We start from the raw sequence: 26531 nt of genomic DNA on the forward strand, positions 1-26531 counted from the left end.
GACATGGATAAAAGAGAATTATCCCAATTAATTACGTTTAATCAATCACTTGCTGAGGCGTTACCAAAAGGTAATGAGGTTGATTTGGTGTCATATTGTGGTGCGGTGATGAATGCGCTTAAAGCCTTCATCGGTGCAGATGCGATAGCAGTGCTCGGTCACGAGCAAGGGGCCTTGGTTCCGCTGGCTGCGACAGGACTGGCGCCAGAAGTCATGGGGAGACGATTTCAATTATCAGAGCACCCAAGGCTCAAAGAAATAGCGCACAGCGCAACGGCACCGGTGATTTTTCCTGCTGATTGTCCACTGAGCGACCCCTATGATGGCATGTTGATTGCGGAGACGGGGGATTTACCTGTGCATGCCTGCATGGGTTTTGCAATGTACGAGCAAGATAAGTTATTGGGCGTGATCACATTTGATAGTTTAAGCCCGTATGCTTTTGATGGTTATGGTGCTTCTTTACTAGCTATGGTTCAAGCATCTGTGTCTAGTCACTTTAGTGCAGTAGACAATATGCATAGATTGTCTAAGCGTGCCAAATCCGGGATTGCGATGTTAAATGAGTTGAGCCATCAGCAATACACCATGGTTGGTGAGTCTGTGCCGATGCAAAAGCTTAAGTCGGATATTAGCCTAGTTGCAAACTCTGATCTGAGTGTGCTTATTCAGGGAGAAACTGGCACTGGTAAAGAGTTGGTAGCGCGGCAATTGCATGCGCAATCTAATCGCAGTACTGGGCCATTTGTGCAAGTAAACTGTGCGTCGTTGCCTGACAATCTGGCTGAAAGCGAGTTTTTTGGTCATCGAAAAGGGGCGTTCACAGGTGCAGATAAACACCGTGAAGGCAAGTTCTTGGTCGCTGATCAGGGCACATTGTTTTTAGATGAAATAGGCGAATTGCCACTTCATATTCAAAGTAAATTACTGCGGGCATTGCAAAGTGGCGAGATCCAGCCCGTAGGCAGCGATAAACCACACTTTGTGAATGTCCGGATTGTGGCTGCGACGAATAGAGACCTACAAAAAGAAGTGGATGAAGGTCGGTTTCGCTCAGATCTGTATCATCGCTTAAGGGTTTTCCCACTTCAGGTTCCAGCCCTTAAACACCGCAATACAGATATCGTCCCACTGGCAGGCTATTTTGTAGAGCAGCTTCGCAAGAAGCTAGGGGTGTCTCAACTTTTACTGGATGATGATTTGCTTTTAAGTTTAAAAGCCCATGACTGGCCGGGTAACGTTCGAGAGTTGGAGCATGTATTAAGTCGCGCGGCACTTAAGGCAAAGCATTCTAATTGGCAAAAAGACATTATCAAAATTATGCCTAAACACTGTGAGCTCAGTTTTGAACCTTCAAAAGGTGAGCTGCAAAGCCATATACATGTTGAACAGGAGAGTGTGTTGCAGCCAATAAAAGAAGCCACAGAAGAATTTCAATGCAGTCTTATTCTAAAAGCGCTCAATACTCATCAGCTCAATTGGGCAGCAGCGGCTAGATCATTGAATATCGACCGAGCAAATTTAGTCCGTTTGGCTAAACGCTTAGGTGTCGAAACTGTGAAGAAAGTTAAGTAGCTAAGTTAGGTAATCGCAACGGCGTGTTTAAAGTGTTAATCGAGACCTTAATTCAATTGTTATTGGCAATGAAAATTGTTCTTAATTCTTTTATAAGTTATTTATTTTAAAAGAATATTAAAACTTTTTTGTTATTTTCATTTAGTCTTGCCAAGTACGAATATTGGACTAGTGTTAAATAGCGTCTAACTGATTTTGCCACTAGGGGGCCCTATGAAGGGTAGTAAGCAAGTAATTGTCACTTTGAACAAAATTTTGACACTCGAACTCACGTCGATTAACCAATATTTTTTACATGCGCGCATGTACAAAAACTGGGGACTTGAAGAGTTAAATGAAAAAGCCTACAAAAAATCAATCAAGGATATGAAGCAAGCAGATGATTTGATTGAACGCATTTTATTTTTAGAAGGCTTACCGAATTTACAGCATCTTGAAAAGTTACGCATTGGCGAGCACACCGAAGAAATGCTCAGCTGCGACCTTGCTTTCGAGCATGAGCAGTTACCAGCACTGCGCGAAGCCATTGACTTGTGCGAGAAAGAGCAAGACTACGTCAGTAGAGAGTTACTCGAAGATATCTTAGAGTATGAAGAAGAGTATGTGGACTGGCTCGAAACTCAAGATTTCTTAATTAAGAATACGGGTATTGAAAACTATCTTCAATCACAGATAGAGGATTAAATTATGCAAGGTTCCAAAAAAGTTATCGACTTGCTAAATAAGCAACTCACTCTTGAACTCAGTTCAATGGATCAATATTTAGCACACTCCAAAATGTACGAAGATTGGGGAATGGCGCGTTTGCATGACAAATTGTCTCATGAATATGAAGAAGAGTTGGATCATGCTAAACGTATTACTGAGCGGATTTTATTTTTAGAGGGAACACCTGATACGGCTTCACGTGCGCCCATCAGCGTGGGCAGTAATGTCAAAGAAATGCTCGAAAATGATTTAGCCGCCGAAGTGGTAGTGAAAGATCATCTTAAAAAGGTGATTGCTGTGTGTGAAGAAGAGCAAGATTATGTGACCAGAGAAATCCTTGAAGCGTTACTAGACGACACAGAAATGGATCACATTTACTGGCTAGAGCAGCACCTTGGCCTGATAGATTTAATCGGTATTCAAAACTACATCCAAAGCCAAATGAGTGGGGATGCAGGATCTGGCAGCTAACGTGGGTTAGCATGTTAAGCAAAGTAAAAGAGCGCGATATGCGCTCTTTTTTTATGCCGTTAATTTTCTGTTTTTTTAGTGGTTTTAGAATAATGTCTCTAAACTGAAAAAAGACCTCATTAAAAAAATCTTGATCTCCTCACAGTATTGATTAATATAAAACGAACGTTCGTTCTTTTTTGGTTGTCATGGGTAAAGGTAAACAAACTAAACAGCAAATTTTAGCGAAAGGCTTGGCATTGGCGTCTGAAACTGGCCTAAATGACCTGACAATTGGCATGCTGGCTACTGCATCAGGCATGTCTAAATCTGGGCTATTTGGCCATTTTAACTCTAAAGAAACCATGCAGTTAAATGTACTTGAATATGCATCTGATTTATTTAAAGAGCATGTCATTTTAGCGTGTGATAAAGATACGAGGGGCTTGGCAAAGTTAAACCAGCTTTGTCAAAACTGGCTTAATTGGTATAAGCCTGATGCGGCAACGTGTATTTTTATCAATGCTGCGGCGGAGTTTGATGACCAACCTGGCGCGCTTAGGGAGCACATCCAAGCCACTCTAAAAAACTGGCTAAGCTACTTACAACATATAGTCTCGCAAGCCATTCAAGATGGAGACTTTGCTGCAGACACTTGTCCAAAACAGTTTGTGTTTGAACTGTATTCTTTGTATCTCGGAAGTCAAAACCTACGCTGGTTATCACTTGAAGATGATGAGCGTAGTCGTTTTCAAACAGGGTTTAATGCTTTGTTAGACAAATATGGAGCCAAATCGAATGAGCAGTAAAATATACTTTTCAGACAAAAATAAAAAATCTATGAGCTTCCATGTTACCCGTGGAGTATCAAGCCTAATGGCTAAAGTCGCCCCTAAAATGAGTCTAAATGCGACTCGAAAGCTACTGTTAACACCTGCTGCAGGGCGCAAAGAGGTCGACGTCCCTAAACAGATGAGAAGGCGTAACCTTGAAACTCCCTATGGTGACCTAAACTTGGTAGAAGGTGGAGAAGGTCCAAAGTTTGTTTTTACACATGGTTGGTCTGGCAGCGTGAGTCAATTTTATCCATTGATGCAAAAAGTCATTGATGAAGGGTTTTCTGTAGTGGGCTTTGACCATTTTGGACATGGAAAAAGTGCTGGCAAGTTTGCAAATTTGCCCCTGTTTATTAAAGGCCTCAAACACGTTTTAACTGAGTATGAAGATGAACAAGTGAAGGGTATAGTGAGTCATTCTATGGGCACAATCAGCGCAGTAAACGCAACAAATGATGCCAAACATGTCATGATTGCACCTACATTTGATTTCTATAATTCATTTCAGGAACGTATATATTCAACAGGGATCACGGAAAAACTGGTTGAGCGGTTGCTTAATGAAGTAGAGACCGAGCATGATATGGTGTTCAAATCCCTCCAAGCGGAGTATCACTTGGCGAAGCAATCCCAGCTTTTTATGGTCCATGACGAAGAAGACAAGTATGCGCCATACCAGCATACTTTGGCGCAGGTTGAAAAACACAGTCATGCCAGTTTACATAGTACACGAGGTCAAGGCCATGGTAGGGTTATAAATAGTCCACAGACTTGGCAAGCGATTAGACAATTAATTGATATTTAATACTTTGATGGAATTGTAATTCATAGGCAAGATAGACTAACTTTATAGTAGCTAAAAATAATTGATTCGAGCTTATGTTCAAATACTGTTGCGCCGTGCTCTGTGTCGCTTTGTCGACTGCTCTATTTGCGAAAGATAAAAGCTTACCTGAAATACATGTTTATCATGATTCAGATTATAGTACCCACCGACAATCCGCTGTAGCGATAAAGATGGGGTTTCTGACCGCTTTAGAAGAAGTAGACAGCCAAACCCAAGGTTTTAAAATTAAGCTGTTATCTCGTGACCATCGTGGTAACAGCAATCGCAGTTTCCTGAATTTTAAACGTTTTTTAAAAGATCCATCTGGACTGTTTGTCCTTGGAGGATTACATTCTCCGCCTTATATAAAATACCGAGAGTTTATTAATACTAATCAAGTTCCGTTGTTGGTGCCGTGGGCTGCTGGTGGACCAATCACACGATATGATAAAGGTGAAAACTGGGTATTTCGTTTGTCTGTGGATGACACCAAAGCGGGCATTAAGCTTGTTGAGTTCGCCCGCCATAGCGAGTGTAAAAATCCCCATTTACTGTTAGAAAGAACCCCTTGGGGCAAATCAAATTACAAATCAATTGGTAAAGCTTTGGGTAACCCTGAAGCAACTGTAACGTGGTTTGATTGGGGTATGAAGGAAAGCAGTGCAAAAATTCACATCAGAGAAATGTTCGCAAAAAACAGCGACTGTATTTTGTTTGTGGGCAATGCCATTGAAGGCAAGCAGCTGGTTTCAGCGATGGCTGACTATCCAAAGGAGCAACGAATTCCAATTATTAGCCACTGGGGCATTACGGGCGGAAACTTTTTTGAGCAGGCAAAAGTAGATCTGGCAACCGGTATCGATTTGCATTTTATTCAAACGTGTTTCTCCTTTCAGCACCGCCCATTGACTGAGCAAGCAGATAAAGTCTGGAAAAACGCTAAACGTATGTTTGCTGATGAATTTGCAGAGCGTGACTTCCTTTTTGCGCCAACCGGTTTTATCCACGGTTACGATATTGCAAAAGTTGCTTTAGCCGCAATGGATAAAATTGAGCTCACCGGTGATATGTCTAAAGACAGAGTGGCATTTAGAAACGCACTTGAGCAAATTGATAAACCTATAAAAGGGCTTATTAAAACCTATCAAAACCCTTATTCAAAGTGGAGTGCTCAAAACCCTGATGCTCATGAAGCATTGGGTATTGATGACTTATGTATGGCATATTTTCAGTCGAATGGCAGTACTAAAGTGCTGGTGGATAATTCATGATTCGTTGGCTGAACAGAGTTTTTAGTATGTCTTCGGACAGAGCATTTTATGCATTTTTATTGTGTAGTTTAGTGCTGTCTATTGTTATTAGTTTGTCGTTAGTTGGTACGAGAGCGGATAGTTCGGTAAAAGAGCTGCAACTGCAGGCACGGCAAACAGAGGCTAAACTGGCTGTCAGTAACCTTGGTCAGTTCATATCTACACGCTTAATTTTGTTAAAGGACTTGGCCAAGATCCCCATGTTGTCAAATGCTGTTATGGGCAGCGACATCTCTCGAGCATCACTCTCTGATTTTTTAAAAGATTACAAAGTACTTGGGGCACATGTTCCGCTGCATTTATACAACGTGTTATCAGAGCCGGTGTTTACTAACTCTCCTTTATACAGTGGCAAGTTTAGCCGCGAACCTTGGCTTGATCAGATGTTATTGGGAGAGCTGGGTCAAGCTGTGGTGCTTAAATATGAAGAGCAAGAATTTCAGTTTGTTTTAGCAGTGCCCATAGAATACAACGGGTTTACTGAAGGAGTGCTAATCTCTGAGTTTAAAACAGACTTGGCATCACTGCTGGCGATTGATATGAGTCAAAGTGAACTAGCCGTTGAGTTAATGGGGCAGTGGGTTGAGTACAGTAATGCAGAGGCTGGACTTGATTACTTGCAGTTATTTGAAAGTCAGCTCCCTGATACCGATGTTGAGATAAAGTTTTTCATCGACCAGCAAATCATTCAAAACAGTGTAAATACGTTCATTTTAGCCATTGCAAAAGCAGTAGTAGTCAGTTTGCTATTGTCCTTTTTATTGTTGTTTTTCTTCGGTCGTCAGTTATTGCTAAACCCCTTTAAGCAGCTGCAGCTCTCACAAAGAGAAACACAAAAAAGCGAAGAGCGTTTTAAATTGGCAATAAAAGGGAGTAATGATGGTATATGGGACTGGGACATCGAAAAGGGAAGCATGTTTTTTTCGCCAAGATTTCGAGAGTTGCTAGGCTATGATGGCAATGATACCAACGGATTTCCGGATATTTTTGAAAGCCTTGAAAGAGCGGTACACCCAAAAGATAAAACCAATACATTTGGTGCGTTGAATACACACTTAGAAAGTGGCGAGGCATTTGATATTGAGTTTAGAATGCGAAATTTTAACGGAGATTTTCGCTTCTATCGATCAAAAGGTTTAGCACTGCGTAATGAGCATAACAAAGCGATTAGAATGTCGGGTTCGCTCACTGATATTACTGACCAAAAGATGTACCAAGAAGCGCTGAAAAAGGCCAAAGAGCATAATGATTTGTTAGCGTATGCCATTGAGTCTTGTGATGTAGGTATTGTTATCACAGACGCCTATAAAAAAGATATGCCACTGAGCTTTATTAATTCTGCATTCACACGCATTACTGGGTATGATGAATCAGTACTTGGTAAAAACTGCCGCTTTTTACAAGGTGAGCAAACATCCCCGAATGCGGTTGAGGCGATCCGCGAAGCAATCAAATTACAACAACCTCACAGAGAAAAAATACTCAATTATCGTCGTGATGGTGAGCCATTTTGGAACAATATGCACATCGGGCCTGTCCTTGACGAGAATAAAAAGCTGATTGCTTATGTGGGTATTTTACAAGATATAACTGAGCAAATTCGCCAGCAAAAAGCGTTGGCCGATGCAAAAGTACAAGCTGAACAAGCCAGCGAAGCGAAAAGCGCTTTCTTAGCCTCAATGAGCCATGAGATCCGTACGCCAATGAATGGCGTTTTGGGCATGTTAAATTTGATGATGAATAGCCCATTAGATGATGAGCAAAAGCACCGTGCGCGACTCGCTATGAACAGCGCCAACTCTCTGCTCAATTTAATCAATGATATATTAGACTTTTCAAAAGTAGATGCAGGGAAACTTGAGCTTGAATTACTCGATTTTGATTTGAGGGAATTATTTGGTGACTTTTCTGAGTCCGCGGCCTTGCAAGCTCAAAGCAAAGGTATTGAGCTCATTTTAGATATTGTTAAAGTAGATAGTTCGGTTGTTAAGGGCGATCCGAGTCGTTTACGGCAGGTGCTATCAAATCTTGTTGGTAACGCCATTAAGTTTACCGATGAAGGTGAAATAATAATCCGTGCTGAGCTGTGCACAGTCCAAGATAAATTACGATTAGACTGCTCAATTATCGACAGCGGTATAGGCATACCGCTGTCAAAACAACACAAATTATTTGAGACGTTTTCACAAGTAGACTCCTCGACCACGCGTAAATATGGAGGCACTGGGCTCGGATTGTCCATCGTTAAAAAGCTGTGTGAGTTGATGGGGGGCAGTATTGGCGTGAAAAGTGAAGAGGGATGTGGGAGTGAGTTCTATTTTTCAATTACGCTAGATATTGGCGAGCAAAATAATCGGCCAATGCCTAAATTTGACATTAGCAAACTAGAGTTACTGATAGTTGATGATAATCAAACAAATCGGACGGTTCTGCGTGAGCAATTAGAAATTTGGGGCGCTTCAGTGACGGAGGCCGCATCGGCGATTGAAGCACTTTCCCAGTGTGAAACAAGGCTTAAAGACCCAAATAAAACACTATTCGATATCGCATTATTAGATATGCAGATGCCGGTGATGGATGGTGCAAAACTGGGGGCCGAAATGCAGGCAGATCCAAGGCTTAGCAGCATAAAGCTCATTATGATGACCTCAATGGGCCATCAAGGTGACGCTGCATATTTTGCCAAACGAGGATTCTCTGGTTATTTTCCAAAGCCTGCTACCACAACAGATTTACATAATGCGTTGTCTGTGGTGGGAGAGGATGGTGAAGCACTTGCGAATGCGAAGCCAATAGTGACATCACACTATTTAAAATCGTTCAAAGAGAGTGATGCTCAAGAGCCCGTTATATGGGATCCAAAACCGAGATTATTACTCGCCGAGGATAACCATGTGAATCAAATTGTCACAACAAGCATGTTGAAAAAGCTAGGTATTGAATTTGTAGATGTCGTAACAAATGGTCAAGAAGCAATAAATACTTTGCGTCATTGTCAGCATTCAAAGCCTTATGATTTAGTGCTCATGGATTGCCAAATGCCTGAAATGGATGGCTATGAAGCGACAGGGCATATTCGTCAAGGGCAGGCAGGCCATAGTAATCAGCACATTAAAATCATCGCTTTAACAGCGAACGCAATGAGTGGGGATGAGAAGAAATGCCGAGATGCGGGCATGGATGATTATTTAACAAAACCAATTCAACCAGGGACTTTGTTGCAATGTTTGAAAGCGCATTTGAGTACACAAAACGCGCGCTCTGATGTAACTGAGTAAAAATTTATAGCCATATGACAGGAAATTTGGCATATTTAAGTACTGTTTAAATATACAGGCTTGGGTTTTGAAAACACTGCCAGAAAAATACTATCTTACGCATTTTTATGAGCTACTTGATTACTTGGCACAAACTAGCTGGGATTTACTGAGTGAGGACCAACGAGCAAAGATCAATGCGTTTAAGTCACTGTCCCAAGATGCCCAGTGTTTGTTGGTTCGCGTAGTAAATCGAAAACGAGACTTTGTATGTGCAGATGAACTTGTTTATGAAGAAATTAAAGATTTTAATCAGGCATACCTTGAATTAAAACGCTTTGATTGGTTATGTCATGCAGATAGCAGGCTTGCGTTAGCGAGTTTAGTATCTGAGCTGAACAAAACCCAATTGATTGCGCTTGCCAAAGCACATGCCTTATCGGACACGCCAGTTAAATCAGCCAAAAAGGCGCTTTGGCTCGATTATATTCTGGCTCAGTTAGATAACCTTGAGCCATCATCAGAGATATTACAGCCCTATTTTTCATCTCCATTTAAGTCTGATTTGGCTTATTTTTTGTTTTTATTTTTTGGCAGGTTAGGCGGCGGATTACCTCAATTCTCAATGCGAGATCTTGGAGTTATGCATACGCAAAACGACAGAGAACAGGGAAATGCGCATTTTGAACATCAAGAAGAAGCGCTCAGTGCCTATTTATATTGTAATTTATGCTTCGATTTAAAAGAATTAGCGCCAGAATCTGTGCTCAAATTGGCTAAATGTGTCTCAGCGGGTGAGTATCCTAAACCTGTAGGTCAGCTGGCACAGATAAAATATGATCACTTATGTCATAAATTGGCAAATATGGTGGCTGATGGTCATGCCGCATTGAGTGAATCATTGCTGACTTTGAGTGCTCACCCTAAAGCGCAAGAGAAATACATTCGCTTACTTTACAGCAAAGGTGATCATCAGCGGTGCAAAAATTTGATTGAGCAACTGTTAGATGCGCCTGGCGATGAAAAATTACTCTTCTTTGCTGAAGACTTTTACCGACTGAAGTTTACACAAACTCGAACCTCATTATTAACGGATATGCTGAGAGACAGCGGCGAGCCGCTTGCGCTGGATGAAGCGTATGTTGGTTATGTAGAGCAGGGACTTGTCGAACTGTTTGGACGTTCGGGCACCACAGCTTATCATTGTGAAAATAGACTATGGCGCTCGTTATTTTGTTTAAGCTTTTGGTATGAGTTGTTTGAGGACCCCCGAAATGCATTTTCTAACGAATTTGAGCGTACACCCAAGTGCATAAAAGATAACTCGTTTTATCAAGTATTTGAATCTGAGATAGAGCAGCGTTTAAACGCTTTTTGTGATAATGCACAGTTGTTAAATTGGTTGGTTAAGCAGGCGTCTGAAAAGTTTGGATCTCATAATCGCTTGATGTATTGGCACCCTGATGGACTGGCGCAACTGTTTGAGTTTGCTAAATACGCACCTATTGACGCGGTGTGTAAACACTTGCGAGCAATGAGTAAAGATTTTAATGGGTTGAAAGACGGGTATCCGGATTTAATGATATGCCAAAATGGCGTTAAGTTTATCGAGGTTAAAGCGCCAGGAGATAGCTTACGTCGCAATCAATTGATCACCATAAAAAAATTGGTTGAATCTGGTTTTGATGTGGCAATACAAACAGTGCAGTGGCAAGTGCAGCCCGCGCAACCCTATGTCATCGTCGATATAGAAACGACGGGTGGAAAAAAAGAGCATGATAAAATCACTGAAATTGCCATGATAAAGGTTGTGAATGGCCAAATTGTCGAGAAATGGCACAGTCTAATTAATCCTCAAAGGCGGATCCCGCGTTATATCACCGAATTGACAGGCATTGATAATGAAATGGTTAATGGCGCGCCGATATTTAGTGAGGTCATTGATGATATTGATGCGTTTAGTAAAGACGCTATTTTTGTTGCACATAATGTGAATTTTGATTTTGGCTTTATAAAAGCTGAGTTTGCAAGGTTAGAGCGGTATTTTAAACGCGCTAAGTTATGTACAGTGCAATTGGGACGCAAGTGGATCCCTGGTCATGCCTCGTACTCTCTTGGCAAAATTTGCCAAGATTTAAATATACCGCTTCAAGGTCATCATAGAGCGCTCAACGATGCAATGGCGACTGTGGAGTTGTTTAATCTCATTAATGAAAAAAGACTGATGGGTGGCGATAAGGAAAAAGAGCAGGATGCGGAGCGATGATCACTTTTAATTCGGTCAATAGCATAAAAGGGCATCGTTATGCTATTTAATACTTTTATTATTCATGTGAGTAAGTGCTGTGTAGCTGTGTCTTTGGTGGCGCTTGCTATGTTGACGATCCCCGTGGTTGATCACAATATTGTTCTACTTATCACTGTGTCAACGGTACTGGTACTGACTAACGGCATAATGTATCTAGCATTTTATAAAGACAAGTCATATGCGCAGAACAACAAGCAAAGGGTATCAGAAAAAACATTGATCTTGTTATCTGTGTTGGCATTGCACTGTACTACTCACCTCACTATGCACTTTACTCAGCATAAAACCGTTAAATGGTCATTTCAGCTTAAATTGCTATTTGCAATTTTGTTGCAATTGAGTGCAAGTGCAATCGGGTTTGTAAAAGTTTATATGTAGCATGTTTTTGCATGGTGCTTAAATAGGGAGGTTACAACGCCAGTATAAACTGGCGTTGTATTTTATTACTGGTTGAGCTCTTCGGAAAGTTCATCAAGGAGTGACCATCGGTGCTCTTTAACCTGTGTGCCTTTACCTAAAATCCAGTAATCGTAATTACTCTGTATTGACCCCTTACTTTGTTGGATGGATAGCCATGTATTTACATAGTTCAGAATATCGACATTACGTTTTGCAACAGCGAATCCAACAGGGTATTTTAACTCAGCCCCTTTTGGTACAACAACGCCATATTCAGGGTGAAACATGCTCCATGCAAACCCTGCTTCAGCACTGATAACGAGGGCATCAAAGTCACTGCTTTGTTCAAAAAATGACTGGTGATTACCAAGTTGTGTAACCTGAATTTGCTCATATTTTTTCGCGACATCATGCATAAGTGGCTGGTATTCAACATGGGCAAGGTTGAGCTTGTCTTTATTTAATAGCTGCTCTTTTGATGCGAGCTCTTTGAGCCTATGATCTTTTGCAACCAATGCCAGTTGTAATTCCATGACAGGGTTGGTGAAGCGCACACTACTCAAGTCTACAACACTCATCTCTAGACCTGACATGGCAATGTCAAAATAGCCTTTGTTTAAGTACTCGGCCAGTTGGTGCTTTTTAAAAGGAATAAACTCAACTTTTACTTGTAAATCAGATGCAAGTTTATGCGCAAGCCCAATGTCAAAGCCAACGAGTTCATCTTTTTGATTAAAATAACTGAACGGCACATTATCTACTAAATACCCTACCCGCAGTAGGTTTCGTTTTTTAATAATATCTATGTTAGTCAATGACAGTTCGCCGCTCTGGTAGGCTTTAGGTACATGGTTTAATACATCGCTAGGCACTTGATCTGAAACCACCATGTTTGCAATTACATCATCGGCACCTTTGGTACTTTTGGCTAAGTAATTGTTGGTCGCAAAACTTAAGACCATAAAGGCCGGTAAGCATACTGAAAGCAATGTCAGGTAGTACACAGAGCGAATGCGTTTTAAGTGTAATTGCTTTTTATTGTAGAAAATACACAGCAAAGTTACTGCGAAAATATACACAACAGTCGTCGGGGAGACGACCTTAGCAGTCAATACGGACATAGATAAATACAACTGATAACTATCAGCGGGGATCTTTAAGCTATCCAGCATGTAGGGGATGGCGATGTGCACATTCGCGAAATAGCTAAGCATTGCAGAGAGGGTAACATTTGGAATTTGTTCTAACGAAATAGGGCTCCCGGTCAACCATGCTGCAAAGGTGACAAACATTAAAGTTGTTAATTTACCGAGGCTTGGGAAGGTGTACGCGATAGGCACCAAGACTTCGGCAATATGATCAGACTCTTCATCGCTGCGTTTAATTTTTTGTAAGTGTGCTTTGATCCCTTCAGTAATAACTGGCAGTACGATAAACACGTTGCCGGTACTGAATGCGGTTATCCATGCATTACGCATTACCTTGATTAAGTCACGGTATTTTACTGGCGTCAAGGCTGCAACCAACATCGGCAGTAACGCAAACATCAGGTAAAAACCTAGGCAAATAACCAGCACCAAATAAATTTGCAGATTGCTGAGCTCTTCTTGGCCGATGGTACCTGCGGTACTTGCAGTCATTGAGAAAATACCGATTGGGAAAAATTTAATCACTTTTTTTGACATAACAGTCAAACCTTGCCCGACAACTTCAAGTACATCAAGCAGCTGGTTTTTTCTGCCGTTTGAAATGAGGGCAAGACCGAGCGCGATACAAAATATTACCAATGCAGGTACATTGCCCTCAGCCATCGATGCGAAAGGGTTAGAGGGAATATACTGTTGAACAAAATTAACTTCGGGTGCTTGTGCTACGAGCGCTGGAGAAAAGAAGGTGCCAGCATCATGACTTGGCAGAGTTAAAGTAAAGCACCAAATTACAGCAAGACCTATTACCCAGAGCGCGAGCATGGTAATGGCCGCCTTGGCGAGCACTGTCTTGACTTGATCTGGGCTAAATTTCCCTAGGCCAACGACGAGGCTGACAACAATATAAGGGAAGATAGTGATTTGCATTAAGCTGACAAAGCCTTCGCCAATAGGCTTTAAAAATGCTACGCGTTCGCCAAAAATAAGCCCTGTTGCAATACCGAGGATCAGTGCCCACAGCATCCAGTTCATGTTCTTTATCAAATCGAATACTCTATTCATTGTTACCCGCCGCAGTTAAATAGGTGCGCGATTATATTGAGGTTAGCTGAAATTAATCTGAATGCATGAAATGAAATAAAGCAGTAGGGAATTAAGCGTTGATAAAATATAGATTTGGTGCGAGTAAGTATTCACATATGGCCGCGTTTCAATGTGCGGCCAGAATAAAAATTCAAGAAGAAAAAAATCTGGAATTTTGAGATGGTTGTTAAATTTCGTAATCTTCGCCATTTTTGCTGCGGTAACATTTGCATCGAGATTCATCGAGTAAAGTATGCTGAACACCATCAATAAAGCTCATCCAGAGTTTAGTGTGTTGGCGGTTTTGTGTATCAATCGAGCTGAAAGGCGTTTCGTACTGTACGTCGTTTATATGAGCTTTGTCGTACTTTCCATTTTCCCCTGCAATATTAAAACTCAACTCAATGTGTAAACCGTCGTCCTTTTGCAGCAAAATAGTCGTAGGCTCTTCTTTATGCCCACAGAGCGCAACAAATTGCTTTGTGTTTTTCAATCCGCAATGTTGACCATCCTCAAAAAACACCATTAGGTGATTGTAGTAGACAACGTAAGCATTTACTTGAGTATGAGAACCAAACTCAAGCGGGCAGTGTTGATCTAAAAATTGCTTCGCGATGATAAGTTTTTGGCATTCTTCGCTTAGTGGTGGTGTTGTTTGAAGTTGTGCTTTCATTGATGTATCCCCAGTTACCGAAATTAAATTGTTGTGACGTTATGGTTGTCTCATAACGAACGCTGATTAATTGACTACAATTTCAGTGTATAAAAAAATATCAATAAATTTCACAAAAAGAATTTTACAGTGTAAATTTTACAAAGTCTGGTCTGACCTCTTGTTGTAAAATGGTCGAGTTTATGCTCTTTTATATCATGCACATGTTCAAAAACGGTCGCGAACATTGATGAAAGTCGCTTAAATTAGAAGGATTGGTATTAAAAATGAAAAAATCGTCAGAATTGATGCGGAAGTCTCACTTTCTCGGTACCAAAATCCGTAACCTCCGAAAGCGTAACCATTTAACGTTGGAAGATTTGTCCGCTCGTTGTATCAGAGTTGACCCGCATACAGCACCATCGGTGTCATACTTATCGATGATTGAGCGGGGAAAGCGCACGCCAAGTAGTGGCATGTTAGATAACTTTGCAGAGGTGTTTCAAAAGCCGCTTTCTTGGTTTTTAGATACAGATCCTGAGCCTGATGACATTACGCCACAAAAAGGGCGCTCTGGCGGGATAGAGGGCATGGCGCTTGAGCCCAACTTTCTATTTTCAAATGACATTTTACAAATTGCGATACCAGAAATGCTTTCTCAAACTGGGATCAGCGGACGTCAGTTTGCACATTTACTGATCCGTGCTCACCAGGAGCATCATCAGAATCATTTTCCCGACCTAGAACGTGCTGCAGATGAAGTAGGTGGGAAAAATTTATATCTAAGCGTTGAAGCATTATTAATGTTACTTAAAAAACACGGCTTAGTGGTTAAATGGTTTGATAAGGTGCCCAATGAAGTGATGGATGACAGCGGCCATGTGTTTAACCACTTAATCACTTCCTACTTTAGTGAGCCGAATATTGTGCACATTAATCGATCGTTGGAGAAAAACCCAGCAAGACTGAAGTATGATTTAGCCGTGCATATTGGTCACAGTGTTCTACATGAACTAGAAGGCCTACGCTGTGTTTTGCGTACAGGTGGGTTTAATACGGCTGTTTTGCCTGCTACCGATACGACACCCAATGCGCAAGATATTTTGACGGCTTGGCATGACTTTGAATCAAGTTTCTTTGCTGGAGCACTCCTTTGCCCAAAAGTGGCTTACCGTCAATTATTAGATTCATATGGTTATGAAATTGACATTCATCAGCACTTAAATATTTCTCCGTCGGTTGCAATGCGGCGCATGACAGTAGTCTCTCCTTATCCGCATTGGCACTACTTTGACGCTTACTTACCAGGTAAGCTGAAAGCTGTATATCGAGGTAATGGGATCCCACTGCCTTGGGGAAATATGCGCAGTGTTGAAGATCCTTGCCAGCATTGGGCGGTGTTTAGAAAGTTTGTAGCGCAAACGGAACAGTCTAGTGCACAATTATCAATTCTAAACGTTAATGGAAAGCCACATTTATACTGCTGTGAATCACTCAAAGTAAATGACTTGGTAGAAAACGCACATGTTTTATGTGCGGGTATAGACCTGAATCCAGCCATTGATGCACAAGGGGACAGTGCCGATGAAGTTGTGCAAGAACTGCAAGCATTATGCATAAAACAAGGGGGGGCCAGTGTGGTACCGTGGCACCTAAAAAAACAGTTAATGAGTGTAGCAAAAATACTGAATATTAACTGGATAGAGCGAGGTATTAATAACGATGTCAGAGTGATTTGTACTCGGGGTACTGCTTGTCCAAGACAGCCTAGCTGTTATGAAGCCAGTTAATGCTTATAATATAATTAAAAGTTTTTTTGAGGCATAGGTAATATTGAGTAGGTCGTTAATTAAAAGACATGACGCGTGGGCGTGTTTTTTTTCGCTCGTTATATTCGTTAGTGGATCAAGTGCTGCGCAGAAAAGCTGCGAGGAAACCTTGCGAGTCAGTACCAGCGGTAACTGGCCACCTTATTCTGAACGCATTGGTTCACACTATGTTGGGCTTGAAGTTGAAATCGTAGAATTGATTTTAAGAGATGCGGGGTTTTGCTGGCAATATGTTGAGCTACCTTCTTCTAGCCGAGCATTCAAACAGTTTCAAGAGAACCAAGTTGATTTAATCCCAGCTGCTAGCTTTACCCAGTCTAGACGAAAGTATGCTGAATTCAGCATTCCATATCGACAGGAGCTGATGTTATTGTTTACACATAAACACAATCAACAAAGCATATTGAGCCTTACTAAGATGACGTCATCTGACTTACTAGAGAATTTTGGAAATAATCTTGTAGCAGTCAGCCGTGGAAGTGTATATGGGAAACCCTTTGCCGACTTTAGACGCATGTGCGGAGACTGTGTCGTTGAAACAAATTTTGCTCATGAACGTTTTAATTTAATCAACAAGAAGCGTGTTGAATATGCGATAGAAGACGCTTTAACCGGTACATATTTATTACAAAGGCCAGAGTACAAAGACACAATAAAACCCACCGCAATCCGCATTTATGAAAACTCTATTCACTATATGCTCCGCCCTGGAATGTTAACAGAGAAGCAACTTCAGAAGCTCAATTTGGCTATCATTAAAAACAGCCAGCGTATTAAGGAAATTATTCAAGCACACAAGCGGGATTATGATGTAGAGTAAAGTAATTGAATATTACTCACGCTTGTTGAAATGGTTGTTTTTTTGCATTTTTCGGGCATGTTTTATTGCCAGTACGTGCTCATCAATAGGCACTGTTCGAGTTGCTAACCATAGAATCACAATAGATTCTAATAGGCAGAAGAATGTTAACAAAGGGCTAAATGCATGTCTAAGGTAAGGAACAGAGCCTATTAGATCAAGGTAAAAGAAACTTAATTCAATTAAAGCTATAAAAGTGACGATCATATATGAGAAGTATATGAAAAGTAATGCACCTTCTTGTTTAGTGAAATAAAAGTTTTCATAGACATCTTTACAAAACTGACTGTACTTTTGGAAACGTTTTACAATAGAGCGTCGTCCAAAGACAGCATACGCATATACCCAACAATTTAAAAAAGCCCACAAATAATAATAGCTTCCCCAATGAAATGCTATTTCTGCAGTAATAGTATCGATTAGCTCTATAGTTGCTAGGATTAATAATAGACATCGCGTATTGATACTTTTCCAGCTAACCAGTAAAGCAATGAGCATTACCGGAAAACTGATAAAGTTAATTGCATGATAAATAGATTTTATGGAAAACGCTTCTAGCAAGAGTATTGGCCTTTCGAGATTACGGGCGGATACATGTTGTTACTTAGTTTATAATGTTCTTTTTTGTAATGGATCTTTAATAAGATGAATCGACTATAAAATAATACCAAATAACAATTTAACTAAGGTTAACATATAAATTAATTCTTTTTTACTGATTTTAATGTTGTCATTTTTAATTTAACCATTCTCGTGTATGTAAAGCCTTACATCACATACAGTATCGTAATGTGTTATTAAGGTTGCTTAATCAATTAAGAAGTTTTGCAATTGGTTTGTCTATTTCTTATCTATTGATATGACCTGAAAATTGCTGTTGAATAAGTGGTCATGCGCAACGAGTGCTTTTAGAGAGGGGGGCTGGTCGATAAAAGTAATTGGAATAGTGAAAAAATAATGTATTTACCATAGCATGAGTTAAAGATTCTTTAGGTAACAATTGAGTACCTATCCTACTTTTTATCTGGATATTGATGCTGATTTTCTAACTCTTGCTTATTTATCTTTTCAAAAGCAAAGCCACATATAAAACAGAACATTAAAAACTGGTGAGCTGGAATTGGTTTTTTTCCTTCTTCCCGGGCTGAAATAGTAGATTTGCTTAGGGAAGGGGTTAGCTTTTTACCTAACTCACATTGATTCAGCCCTGAGTCTAGGCGCATTGACTTAGTGACTATAGATATTTCTAGCCAAAACGACTTTATTGCTTTGTCAATCACTGTGTTAAAATTCATATGGAAACATAAAATTTCATTGCAAGTGTTATGGAAATTTTAGGTAGATATCACATACCACTAATGCAATTTCCTAACACTCACAATTAATCTTGGATGTTTATTCTGGCTTTTCTGGCTCTGGAGTGCCCGGCCCAGTTCCAGCAGCGCCACGAACATTTTTTGCATCTTTTAGTGAAAGCTCTTTAATTTTTTTTACAATAATTTTCATATTATTCCTCTTGTTTAAAGTAGTATTTTATTTGCTTATAACTTCATATTCCTATTTAAAAAGTAGTTTATGCATTCACTTTGGGTTCTTTATACGTTGAGATTGAAATACTCTGTTTTAGAATAATAAAAACAAATGATGACCGATATAGAGCTATGTGTTCTTATTAAGGGCAGAAAACCTTGTTGTTTCGCCAGCTCTATTTATCAGTAAACGTTCATTATTTTTCACAGCTATACTCAGTACTAGAAATGCTTCTAGTGTGTGGATCACTGATAGCACAGGGCTGAAAAAATTATCTCTAATTGGGTGCACCGTTATTACTCCTGAAGCATAAAGAGATACCTCTATGAATGTCATAAAGCAAACTACAATCGCAAGAGCGTATAAAAAAATAAGTCCGCCTTCTTGCCGAGTAAAATTATAATCTGAATGAACCTTTTCAAAAAACTTGAATCTAGAACTTAAACTTAGTGCTATCAGCCTCCTTCCTAACACAGGAACAATAAATAGCAGGCTTACAAAAATAGCCCAGAGATAATAGTTGTTCTTCAAGCTAAATGCGAAGCCATAAGTTAAAGCATCAAAAACTTCAACGATTAATATTACACTAATCAAATATCTTGCATTAATGCTTTTCCAGGCGATGATTAACGATATTATATATATAGGAACTAGCATATACATTATGGCATCATATAATACCGTGAAATTTTCATAAGCAAACATTAGGTGTATTCTTATCCTCTCTAGTTTCTTTTATTTTCTGGCTGCTGACTATCGAGTAATTGCTTTGTCTTTTCTTCTGGACTAAACCCACATATAAAACAAATTAAAAAATAACTTGTTAAGGGCACAGGTGTTTTGCCTGTTTCCCAATTAGATATAGTCGCCTGATCCACCGCGGGAATTAGCTTTTGTCCTAACTGGCTTTGAGTGAAGCCGGCATCCTTACGCATCGATCTTATCGACTTGGCAGCTTCTCCCCATAAGCCATTAAACAGTCCTAGTTGTCGAATTCTCAATTTCATATGTCCCAACATTACCTTTTGATAACAAATTTAACAAAAGTTATCACTAAAAACCCTGCCATTGCAAGCATTTAGAGGTGGTTAAATACTTATATTAATATAATCATGATATCAAGAATAAATAAATAGATCTTATATGATATTGCCACCTGTTCCTTATTAAATTTTTCATTTTGTGTTTATGATGATATCAAGGTTTTTTGATAAATAAAATGTAAACTTTGGGAGGTAAAAAATTTATTTTTTATTTTGGTAAGGTTAACGCCAAAGTGTTGGTGTGTGTTGAAGGTTTTTTACGATTTTATTTTGAATGTATTGTAATTTTATTTATGTTTTCAAAGGGGTGTTATTATATCTGATGCGATTAATGCATTAATTGGCTTGGTTTTATTTTATAAATAGTGTTTAAATGCTGCTATACCTCTAATGCTAATAGACTAGTGGCAACAAAACGTTTAGCGATGTCGTATTTATCTTTGCACTGAGATTGAAGTCTTTGTAAGTCAGGTTTGTCTAATATTAGGAGTTTGTGAGGAGCTGAAAATAGTATTTTGACGTAGCTTGTGTCCCACAAATCGTATTATAGTTCAGTGTTGTAGAAGTGAGTTCCGCTTAGGGCCTTTATGAAAAGGCATGTAAAGCGTACTTAATGTAGCTGTATGCTGACGCAGTATTTAGAGCTTGATACACCACCTCTAAGTACTTGGTAAGTAAAAGTGGTGACTATTTGCAAGACTTACGAGTAGGTATTGTAAATTTAGAGAGTCTTGATATGCCGCGTTAAACAAAAAACGGTGCAATTCAGGCAGAGTTTGCACCGTTTATAGGGAGGTTTTAAGATAACTAACAACTATTTATTGTACAGGGAGCATGTTAGTTCACACACGCTTCCCACGTTTCACCATCGATACTGCAATGCGTGATATAGGTGCCGTCATCTCGGTAAGTATCGCGCTTCCATGTTCCATCGCTATATTTATAGGTTGTAACCCGGTTGTCGCCAGAATCATCGGTAATACGTTTTTCCCATGAGTAAAAAGGAATGGTGATATCTTTGTCAAACTCGTGGCCTGATTGAACAAAATAATAAGTTAACACCAATATATCTAGCAGGTTTGGCTTATCTGCTAGGTTAACCCAGTCTGCTAGGTCGTTTTTCGATTCTTTATCTTGCGTAATTGAGGTGTAGTAGTGAACATTACCTTTGTCATAACTAACTGACAGCCCTCGATATGGTGCGTCACTAAAATCAACTTTGCCATCACACATTTCGTCATGAGAAGCTCGGTCAACGGATTTATAGTTATCAAGCCTGTAAGTAATGTCACCAATATGAATATCTAGAATTTCTGAATGGTGACAATAACCTAAATCTTCAGATGTGTTTTTGACCATGTCCACATGTCTACTATATTGGTGGCCATCGCCCCAAGGTTGAGTTGTGATTTTTCGGTCGTAATGCACAAATAAAACCTCTTCTAAGTTTTCGTCCATTCGTACGGTTTCATCCACAATTGTTTGATGGTTTTTATTAGAAATATGAATACTTCTATACCAGACAAGCTCTTCACTTTGTGGTTGTGCAGGTGGGGTATCTTTATAGTGAAGCACGCGGATTTCATGGGCATCAAGATATTCTTTTGCAAGTGTAAGATACTTTTCAACGCTGGCTTGCAAACCTTTTACAATACTTTCTGCCAATTTTTTCAGGCTTTCATCGCCACTTTCAATGTAATCACTAAATAGTTGTTCTTCAGAGATGTTAAAATGAGTAACAACTTGTCTGATGCTCTCGCTTAAAACAATCTGTAGTTGGCTTCTAAGTTTGTTGTCAGCGATGACTTGTGCACATGTGGCGTCTTTAAATTCATCTGTTTTATAAAGTGATTGCCATAATACTGTGGTTAACGGGGTGATGTGTTGCAATTCCTCATCATCAGGTGTGGTGAAAGAAGGAGGTAACACCATTTGATATGCTTTTGTGACTTCACCTAAGTCCTCATCAATGGCACCGACTGGCACATCTACATAAGTTGGAGCATAAGCGGCACACAGAGCTTGATCTTCAGTTAGTTCAAGCTCATAGCTACCTTTGTCGGTAGAAATTGCAAAAGGTTCGTTTTCATCTTTTTTAGCATTGCTGTTAAGGTCTAGCCATACGGTTGCGCCTTTTACGTAACCATCAATAACACGTCCTCTTCTCGCGTATCGGTTTTGATCTGTGTCTACAGGAGGCGTTGAATCTGCATTATCTTTCGAGTCAGAACTGTTTCCAGTATCCGGGTTTTGAGAACCAGTCTGTCCATTATTTTGAGCAGGGGTTGTGTTTGTATTTTTATTATTCAGGTCAATAGAAGGCGATTTGGTGCCACCTTTACCACCACAACCGGTAAATAGAGAACCACATAAAATAGCCAGGGTGAGTGTTTTTAATTGAGTTTTAAACATGCATGTTCCTTAATACGCAGGTTTATAAGTTACTGCTTCGATAGTTGTTCTAATACTGCTATGCAGTGTTTGAAATTTGCAAAGCGAATTTGATGTAAAAGATTTTAAGTAATCTTGGCCTAAACTCGGTAGTTAAAAACAGACAAAAAAGCGCAATTTTCTGCCTAAAAGATAAGTTAACTGAAAAGTTTCATAATTATTAGGTTGTTGCTATTGTGTCAAATGGGTACAATGAATTTCAACTAGAAATATAAAAATAAGCAAATATAACAACAGCCTAATAACATGATTCATAATTTATCATCCACATTTTTTGTAAGCTACTTCCTTATTTTTGTTGCAATTTTTAGCAACAACGGCAGTGCTGAGCCCAGTTTGGCAAATGTGCTGGGTGTGGGTGATGGATTACCGAGTAATCGGGTATTTGATATCGAACGTGATCATTTAGGTTATATGTGGTTGGCCACAGAGCAGGGGATTGCTCGATTTGATGGCATGTATGTCAAACGTTTTTCAGCGCATACAACGCCACAGTTAAGCTTGTCTCTGAAAGTTCGTGATTTACTGTTCGATAAAAATAACCGCCTTTGGGTGGCAGGCAAGCAAGGGCTTGAGTTACTGGCACCTTTTAGTGAACGTTTTGAACCTCTCACACCTAAAGGACAAGACAGTCAGCTGAATGCTTACAGTGTGATGGAGTCTCAACTCGGCATTATTTGGGTTGGCACAAGTACCGGGCTGTTTCGGTATAGTGAAAACGAATTAAAGCCCGTGATTTTGACATTGAATGAAAAGCATATCATTCCTCATATATTATCTTTGACAGAAACGGACACCAATGAGCTTTTATTAGCCACCGAAAATGGTGTTATGCGCGTCAATTTATCCACATTAACAGTGCAATATTTACAAAATGAGGCAGGGGAAACTGTATTTGCAGATAGAGTTTGGCGCTTGAGTGATGGGGAAATCTGGCTTGCGATTCATGGAAAAGGGTTAGCAACGTACAGCTCAGAAACAGCGCAAGTATCAATGCAATACATAGATGAAAATGAGTTTGATACTGTCGGTTATGTTTTTGATTTACACAAAGATAAAAAGCAGTTTTTGGCCGCGTCACTCAATACTGGCCTTTTGACTTTAAATGATGGCGCGGTTGAGAGTAATCTAGGGTTACCTCCCTTATTGTCTTTATATCAGGATGAGCAAATCACTGCATATGGTAGTTTTAGTGAAGGCGTGACTTTTAGCTCAGCAAATCATAACGCGGTGAATAACCAGTATTTCACTCACCCAAGTGAAACAGGCCAATATGAAATTAACGATATTTTAATGACGAAAGAGGCGATTTGGTTTGCCGATCAACTCGCTGGCCTTTGCCGTTATTCATTAGAAGGAATCTTCGAGGCGTGTTTAGACACCCATGACTTATCAGCGCAAGCAATCGCGCAATCTGAAAATGGCCTTTTATGGGTCAGTTTGTATCAAAGTATTGTTCAAATTGAACCAAAGACTTTGAACGTGGTTCGGCGATTTGACCTATCAAGTTATCAAATACCAGATTCGATCTATGCGATTGCATCAAACAATGACCACTCGGTGTGGTTTTCTCACAGCTTTGATGGGTTGACTCGTTTGAATGCAGTTACCAGAGAAGTAGAGCGGTTTCATACCGGTAATTCTCCATTGAAGAGTGATGAGGTGCACAGTCTTGTACTACATGGAGATACCTTGTGGGTTGCAACATCCAAGGGGTTGCAGGCTTTTGATGTGCAGTCTGGGCAGTTTAGAATAAATACATCACTGGCTAATGATATTACCACAGCGGTATATGGGTTATTTGTGAGTCCCCAAGGACTTTTATTCATCCAAACTGATATTGACCTACGAGTGTTTGATTTAAATGCACAGTCTTGGATTACATTACCAGACAAAATTAAAAGTCTAACAGACACAAGTATTGCTTTTGATGATACTGGTTTTACATGGTTTGCCAGTAGCCATGGATTAATGGGGTGGTCTCGAGAAGATAAAAACACACTGGTACGCCATTTTGATAAGGGGGATGGCTTGTATCCTCAAGGGTATTTAGGCGGCGCAGGTGATGCTTTAAATCGTAAAATTGTGTTTGCTGCGCCTGATGGATTGAGTATCTTTTACCCAGAAAAGTTGGATTTCGCAGATGCATCACCCAAAGTCAGTGAATTTGAATTGACGTTTACGGATGGCAAGACTCAAAGCTACTTTAATCAGATAAACCTTCCTGTTTTGCCATATGATCACGCCAGTATCCGATTTGTTTTGGCTAATACAAACTTTTCAAGCGCGTCTAAGCAGCAGTTTAAGTACAAACTTGAGGGGGTGGCAGATACTTGGGTTGAACTGGGTAAGAGCCGAGTGCTCATGATCCCAAAGCTCGCCCATGGAAAATACACCTTATTGTTAAAAAGTACCGATAGTGACGGCAACTGGTCAGATAATATTGGGCGTTTCTCTTTTGTGGTTCAAACACCTTGGTACTTAACTATATGGGCGTTTTGTTCTTATGGTTTGTTGTCATTGTTTATATTATTTATTTTATACCGAGCCCGTATTAAAACCCTGAGACGCATTCAAATTGCACTGGAGAGAGAGGTTGCGGCTCAAACTCAAGAAATTAGTATACAAAATAAACTGCTGATTGAAAAAACAGAAGCATTGGCGGATGCACAAGCACAGCGCTCAGCCTTATTGAGGACGTTGTCACATGAGTTGATGACACCTGTTTCCTTGATCCAAGGGCCCGCAGAGCAATTAATAAAATTACAGCACTCTGATGAACGCAGTAAAATGGCAAATATTGTCGTTAGTAATGCCAAACGCCTTAAAGTGTTGATTCAACAACTCATGCAGGTTTCTAATTTAAATCAAGCGTCCTCATTGGCATTAGAACAGGCGCACGTGCCAATTACGAGTTTTAGTTTGTCCCAAATTTGTGAAGAGCAAGTTGCGGCTTTTCAACCCGTCGCTGCGCAGCGAGGTATTAAATTGACTGTGAGCATAGAGCAGCATATTTATGTGCATGCAAGGCCTGATCAGCTTGAGCAATGTGTGAGCAATTTGCTAAGTAACGCAGTTAAATACAGTCACCATGGTGGTGAAGTTGTGTTCAATCTTGAGTCGCTGTCATCATTACCTCAATCAAAGTGTAGATTGCGTGTTAAAGACTTTGGTATAGGCATAGAAGCTGCTGAACAAAAAGCCATCTTTTCTCCTGAATATCGGACCGAGAATGGCCGTATGCAAAATGTAGGCTTGGGCATTGGCTTAAGTGTTGTAAAGTCGGTAGTGGATGAGCTAAATGGCGCTGTAGAAGTGTATTCTGAATTAGGTAATGGCAGTGAGTTCAGTCTAACGTTTGATATGGTCTCTAGTGTTAATCACCCCCCGTTAAACAAAGAACAACCCAATAAGTTGCATGATATCAGTGATAAAACACTGTTGATTGTTGACGATACGCCTGACATGCTGACTTTACTCCAAAGTGTGTTCAGTGCAGATTATAAGGTCGAGTTGGCTTCTGATGGTATGCAAGGGGCTAAAATGGCAAAAGAACTACTGCCAGATCTCATCATCTCAGATGTGATGATGCCGAAGCTAGATGGGTTTGGCTTGCTAAGTATGGTGAAGCAGGAACCTCTAACAGCACATATTCCAGTGATCCTGTTGACTGCGAATTTAAATGAACAAAAGGAGTTGGAGGGGTTGAGTCGTCAGGCTGATGATTACATTACCAAGCCTTTTAGTGTTCAGGCTTTAGAATTAAAAGTACGTAATGTGTTTATTCACCATGCAGCGAGCATGGCAAAATGGCATGCACGTATTGAGAAGCCAGCTAAAGGCGCTGCCGATGATTTACCCATGCTGCCTAAATTGAGTTTTAAAGATGAACCTCATATTTATGACTTTCTTGATAAGTTAGACGGTGTGATCCATAAATGCTATCAAGATCCAGATATCGGGGTCCCTGAACTTGCCAAAGAGATGGCGCTAAGTGAACGTCAGCTGCATCGAAAGTTGACGGCTGTGATGTCAATGGGCGCCAATGAATATTTGAGGAATTATCGTTTATATCAATCAATCACCCCGCTATTACATGGTAAAAGTGTTGCAGAGGTTGCTGACATGGTAGGTTTTAATTCTTCTTCTTATTTCAGTGCATGCTTTAAAAAGCACTACGGCTTGACTGCAAAAAGCTATGTTCAAAAGCAAAGAGAAAAGCATAAGCCCACTAAAGCAGTTTAGCCTTCACCTTAGAAAATAAGGT

Annotated in this window: 19 protein-coding genes; 12 read left to right on the forward strand and 7 right to left on the reverse strand. The window is 40.1% G+C overall.

Features of this window, described 5'->3' with window-relative positions; translation table 11 throughout:
* The first annotated feature begins 3 nt into the window (after positions 1 to 3).
* The 9 genes from norR (at position 4) to N473_RS22795 (ending at position 11648) form a co-directional block, all read left to right on the forward strand.
* Entirely contained in the window at positions 4 to 1575 is a 1572-nt protein-coding gene (gene norR / locus N473_RS22755; protein WP_063369939.1) for a nitric oxide reductase transcriptional regulator NorR, read from the forward strand.
* Positions 1576 to 1788: 213 nt separating this feature from the next.
* The gene (gene bfr, locus N473_RS22760) at positions 1789 to 2259 is read left to right on the forward strand and encodes a bacterioferritin (RefSeq protein WP_039609178.1); all 471 of its coding nucleotides are present in this window, start codon (positions 1789 to 1791) and stop codon (positions 2257 to 2259) included.
* Between the two features lie 3 nt (positions 2260 to 2262).
* Positions 2263 to 2754, forward strand: coding sequence for a bacterioferritin (bfr, locus tag N473_RS22765; protein WP_063369940.1), 492 nt, complete (start codon positions 2263 to 2265; stop codon positions 2752 to 2754).
* Positions 2755 to 2942: 188 nt separating this feature from the next.
* On the forward strand, positions 2943 to 3542 hold the full coding sequence (locus N473_RS22770; protein WP_046357296.1) for a TetR/AcrR family transcriptional regulator: 600 nt from the start codon (positions 2943 to 2945) through the stop codon (positions 3540 to 3542).
* Complete coding sequence (locus N473_RS22775) at positions 3532 to 4374, forward strand: alpha/beta hydrolase family protein (protein WP_063369941.1); 843 nt, start codon at positions 3532 to 3534, stop codon at positions 4372 to 4374. Before N473_RS22770 ends, N473_RS22775 begins: the two co-directional genes overlap by 11 nt.
* 74 nt (positions 4375 to 4448) lie before the next feature.
* Entirely contained in the window at positions 4449 to 5666 is a 1218-nt protein-coding gene (locus N473_RS22780; protein ID WP_063369942.1) for an ABC transporter substrate-binding protein, read from the forward strand.
* Positions 5667 to 5692: 26 nt separating this feature from the next.
* Positions 5693 to 8983 (forward strand): PAS domain-containing hybrid sensor histidine kinase/response regulator, encoded by a 3291-nt coding sequence (locus tag N473_RS22785; RefSeq protein ID WP_231099624.1) that lies wholly within the window; start codon positions 5693 to 5695, stop codon positions 8981 to 8983.
* A 67-nt stretch (positions 8984 to 9050) separates the two neighbouring features.
* Complete coding sequence (locus tag N473_RS22790) at positions 9051 to 11228, forward strand: exonuclease domain-containing protein (protein ID WP_081221375.1); 2178 nt, start codon at positions 9051 to 9053, stop codon at positions 11226 to 11228.
* 39 nt (positions 11229 to 11267) lie between these two features.
* On the forward strand, positions 11268 to 11648 hold the full coding sequence (locus N473_RS22795) for a DUF1294 domain-containing protein (RefSeq protein ID WP_063369945.1): 381 nt from the start codon (positions 11268 to 11270) through the stop codon (positions 11646 to 11648).
* A gap of 65 nt (positions 11649 to 11713) precedes the next feature.
* Here N473_RS22795 and N473_RS22800 read toward each other — a convergent pair whose 3' ends face one another.
* Positions 11714 to 13840: a cation:dicarboxylate symporter family transporter gene (locus N473_RS22800; RefSeq protein WP_196766465.1), complete on the reverse strand. Its 2127-nt coding sequence runs from the start codon at positions 13838 to 13840 to the stop codon at positions 11714 to 11716.
* 247 nt (positions 13841 to 14087) lie between these two features.
* Positions 14088 to 14573: a malate synthase gene (locus N473_RS22805; protein ID WP_039609169.1), complete on the reverse strand. Its 486-nt coding sequence runs from the start codon at positions 14571 to 14573 to the stop codon at positions 14088 to 14090.
* A gap of 266 nt (positions 14574 to 14839) precedes the next feature.
* Between N473_RS22805 and N473_RS22810 the strand changes: the two genes are divergently transcribed.
* Both N473_RS22810 and N473_RS22815 read left to right on the forward strand, forming a co-directional pair.
* On the forward strand, positions 14840 to 16342 hold the full coding sequence (locus N473_RS22810) for a DUF3612 domain-containing protein (RefSeq protein WP_063369947.1): 1503 nt from the start codon (positions 14840 to 14842) through the stop codon (positions 16340 to 16342).
* Positions 16343 to 16490: 148 nt separating this feature from the next.
* Positions 16491 to 17201, forward strand: coding sequence for a substrate-binding periplasmic protein (locus tag N473_RS22815; protein WP_063369948.1), 711 nt, complete (start codon positions 16491 to 16493; stop codon positions 17199 to 17201).
* A 12-nt stretch (positions 17202 to 17213) separates the two neighbouring features.
* Here N473_RS22815 and N473_RS22820 read toward each other — a convergent pair whose 3' ends face one another.
* The 5 genes from N473_RS22820 to N473_RS22840 form a co-directional block, all read right to left on the reverse strand.
* On the reverse strand, positions 17214 to 17801 hold the full coding sequence (locus N473_RS22820; protein ID WP_063369949.1) for a hypothetical protein: 588 nt from the start codon (positions 17799 to 17801) through the stop codon (positions 17214 to 17216).
* 452 nt (positions 17802 to 18253) lie between these two features.
* Positions 18254 to 18535, reverse strand: a complete 282-nt coding sequence (locus N473_RS22825) for a hypothetical protein (RefSeq protein WP_063369950.1) — start codon at positions 18533 to 18535, stop codon at positions 18254 to 18256.
* 364 nt (positions 18536 to 18899) lie between these two features.
* Positions 18900 to 19475: a hypothetical protein gene (locus N473_RS22830; RefSeq protein ID WP_063369951.1), complete on the reverse strand. Its 576-nt coding sequence runs from the start codon at positions 19473 to 19475 to the stop codon at positions 18900 to 18902.
* A gap of 20 nt (positions 19476 to 19495) precedes the next feature.
* Entirely contained in the window at positions 19496 to 19777 is a 282-nt protein-coding gene (locus N473_RS22835; protein WP_063369952.1) for a helix-turn-helix domain-containing protein, read from the reverse strand.
* Between the two features lie 873 nt (positions 19778 to 20650).
* The gene (locus N473_RS22840; protein WP_063369953.1) at positions 20651 to 22225 is read right to left on the reverse strand and encodes a hypothetical protein; all 1575 of its coding nucleotides are present in this window, start codon (positions 22223 to 22225) and stop codon (positions 20651 to 20653) included.
* Positions 22226 to 22510: 285 nt separating this feature from the next.
* On the opposite strand from N473_RS22840, the gene N473_RS22845 reads away from it, so the two are divergent.
* Complete coding sequence (locus tag N473_RS22845; RefSeq protein ID WP_063369954.1) at positions 22511 to 26509, forward strand: response regulator; 3999 nt, start codon at positions 22511 to 22513, stop codon at positions 26507 to 26509.
* Positions 26510 to 26531: the final 22 nt, after the last annotated feature.

The organism is Pseudoalteromonas luteoviolacea CPMOR-1 (genome assembly GCF_001625685.1).
Lineage (GTDB): Bacteria > Pseudomonadota > Gammaproteobacteria > Enterobacterales > Alteromonadaceae > Pseudoalteromonas > Pseudoalteromonas luteoviolacea_K.

Bases quoted from the DNA above. Each gene is read 5' to 3' on its own strand.
- N473_RS22770 (WP_046357296.1), top strand. From the start codon at position 2,943: ATGGGTAAAGGTAAACAAACTAAACAGCAAATTTTAGCGAAAGGCTTG.
- N473_RS22785 (WP_231099624.1), top strand. From the start codon at position 5,693: ATGTCTTCGGACAGAGCATTTTATGCATTTTTATTGTGTAGTTTAGTG.
- N473_RS22795 (WP_063369945.1), top strand. From the start codon at position 11,268: ATGCTATTTAATACTTTTATTATTCATGTGAGTAAGTGCTGTGTAGCT.
- bfr (WP_039609178.1), top strand. From the start codon at position 1,789: ATGAAGGGTAGTAAGCAAGTAATTGTCACTTTGAACAAAATTTTGACA.
- bfr (WP_063369940.1), top strand. From the start codon at position 2,263: ATGCAAGGTTCCAAAAAAGTTATCGACTTGCTAAATAAGCAACTCACT.
- N473_RS22845 (WP_063369954.1), top strand. From the start codon at position 22,511: ATGATTCATAATTTATCATCCACATTTTTTGTAAGCTACTTCCTTATT.
- N473_RS22810 (WP_063369947.1), top strand. From the start codon at position 14,840: ATGAAAAAATCGTCAGAATTGATGCGGAAGTCTCACTTTCTCGGTACC.
- N473_RS22825 (WP_063369950.1), bottom strand. From the start codon at position 18,535: ATGAATTTTAACACAGTGATTGACAAAGCAATAAAGTCGTTTTGGCTA.
- N473_RS22800 (WP_196766465.1), bottom strand. From the start codon at position 13,840: ATGCTGTGGGCACTGATCCTCGGTATTGCAACAGGGCTTATTTTTGGC.
- N473_RS22805 (WP_039609169.1), bottom strand. From the start codon at position 14,573: ATGAAAGCACAACTTCAAACAACACCACCACTAAGCGAAGAATGCCAA.
- N473_RS22830 (WP_063369951.1), bottom strand. From the start codon at position 19,475: ATGTTTGCTTATGAAAATTTCACGGTATTATATGATGCCATAATGTAT.
- N473_RS22775 (WP_063369941.1), top strand. From the start codon at position 3,532: ATGAGCAGTAAAATATACTTTTCAGACAAAAATAAAAAATCTATGAGC.
- N473_RS22780 (WP_063369942.1), top strand. From the start codon at position 4,449: ATGTTCAAATACTGTTGCGCCGTGCTCTGTGTCGCTTTGTCGACTGCT.
- N473_RS22840 (WP_063369953.1), bottom strand. From the start codon at position 22,225: ATGTTTAAAACTCAATTAAAAACACTCACCCTGGCTATTTTATGTGGT.
- norR (WP_063369939.1), top strand. From the start codon at position 4: ATGGATAAAAGAGAATTATCCCAATTAATTACGTTTAATCAATCACTT.
- N473_RS22835 (WP_063369952.1), bottom strand. From the start codon at position 19,777: ATGAAATTGAGAATTCGACAACTAGGACTGTTTAATGGCTTATGGGGA.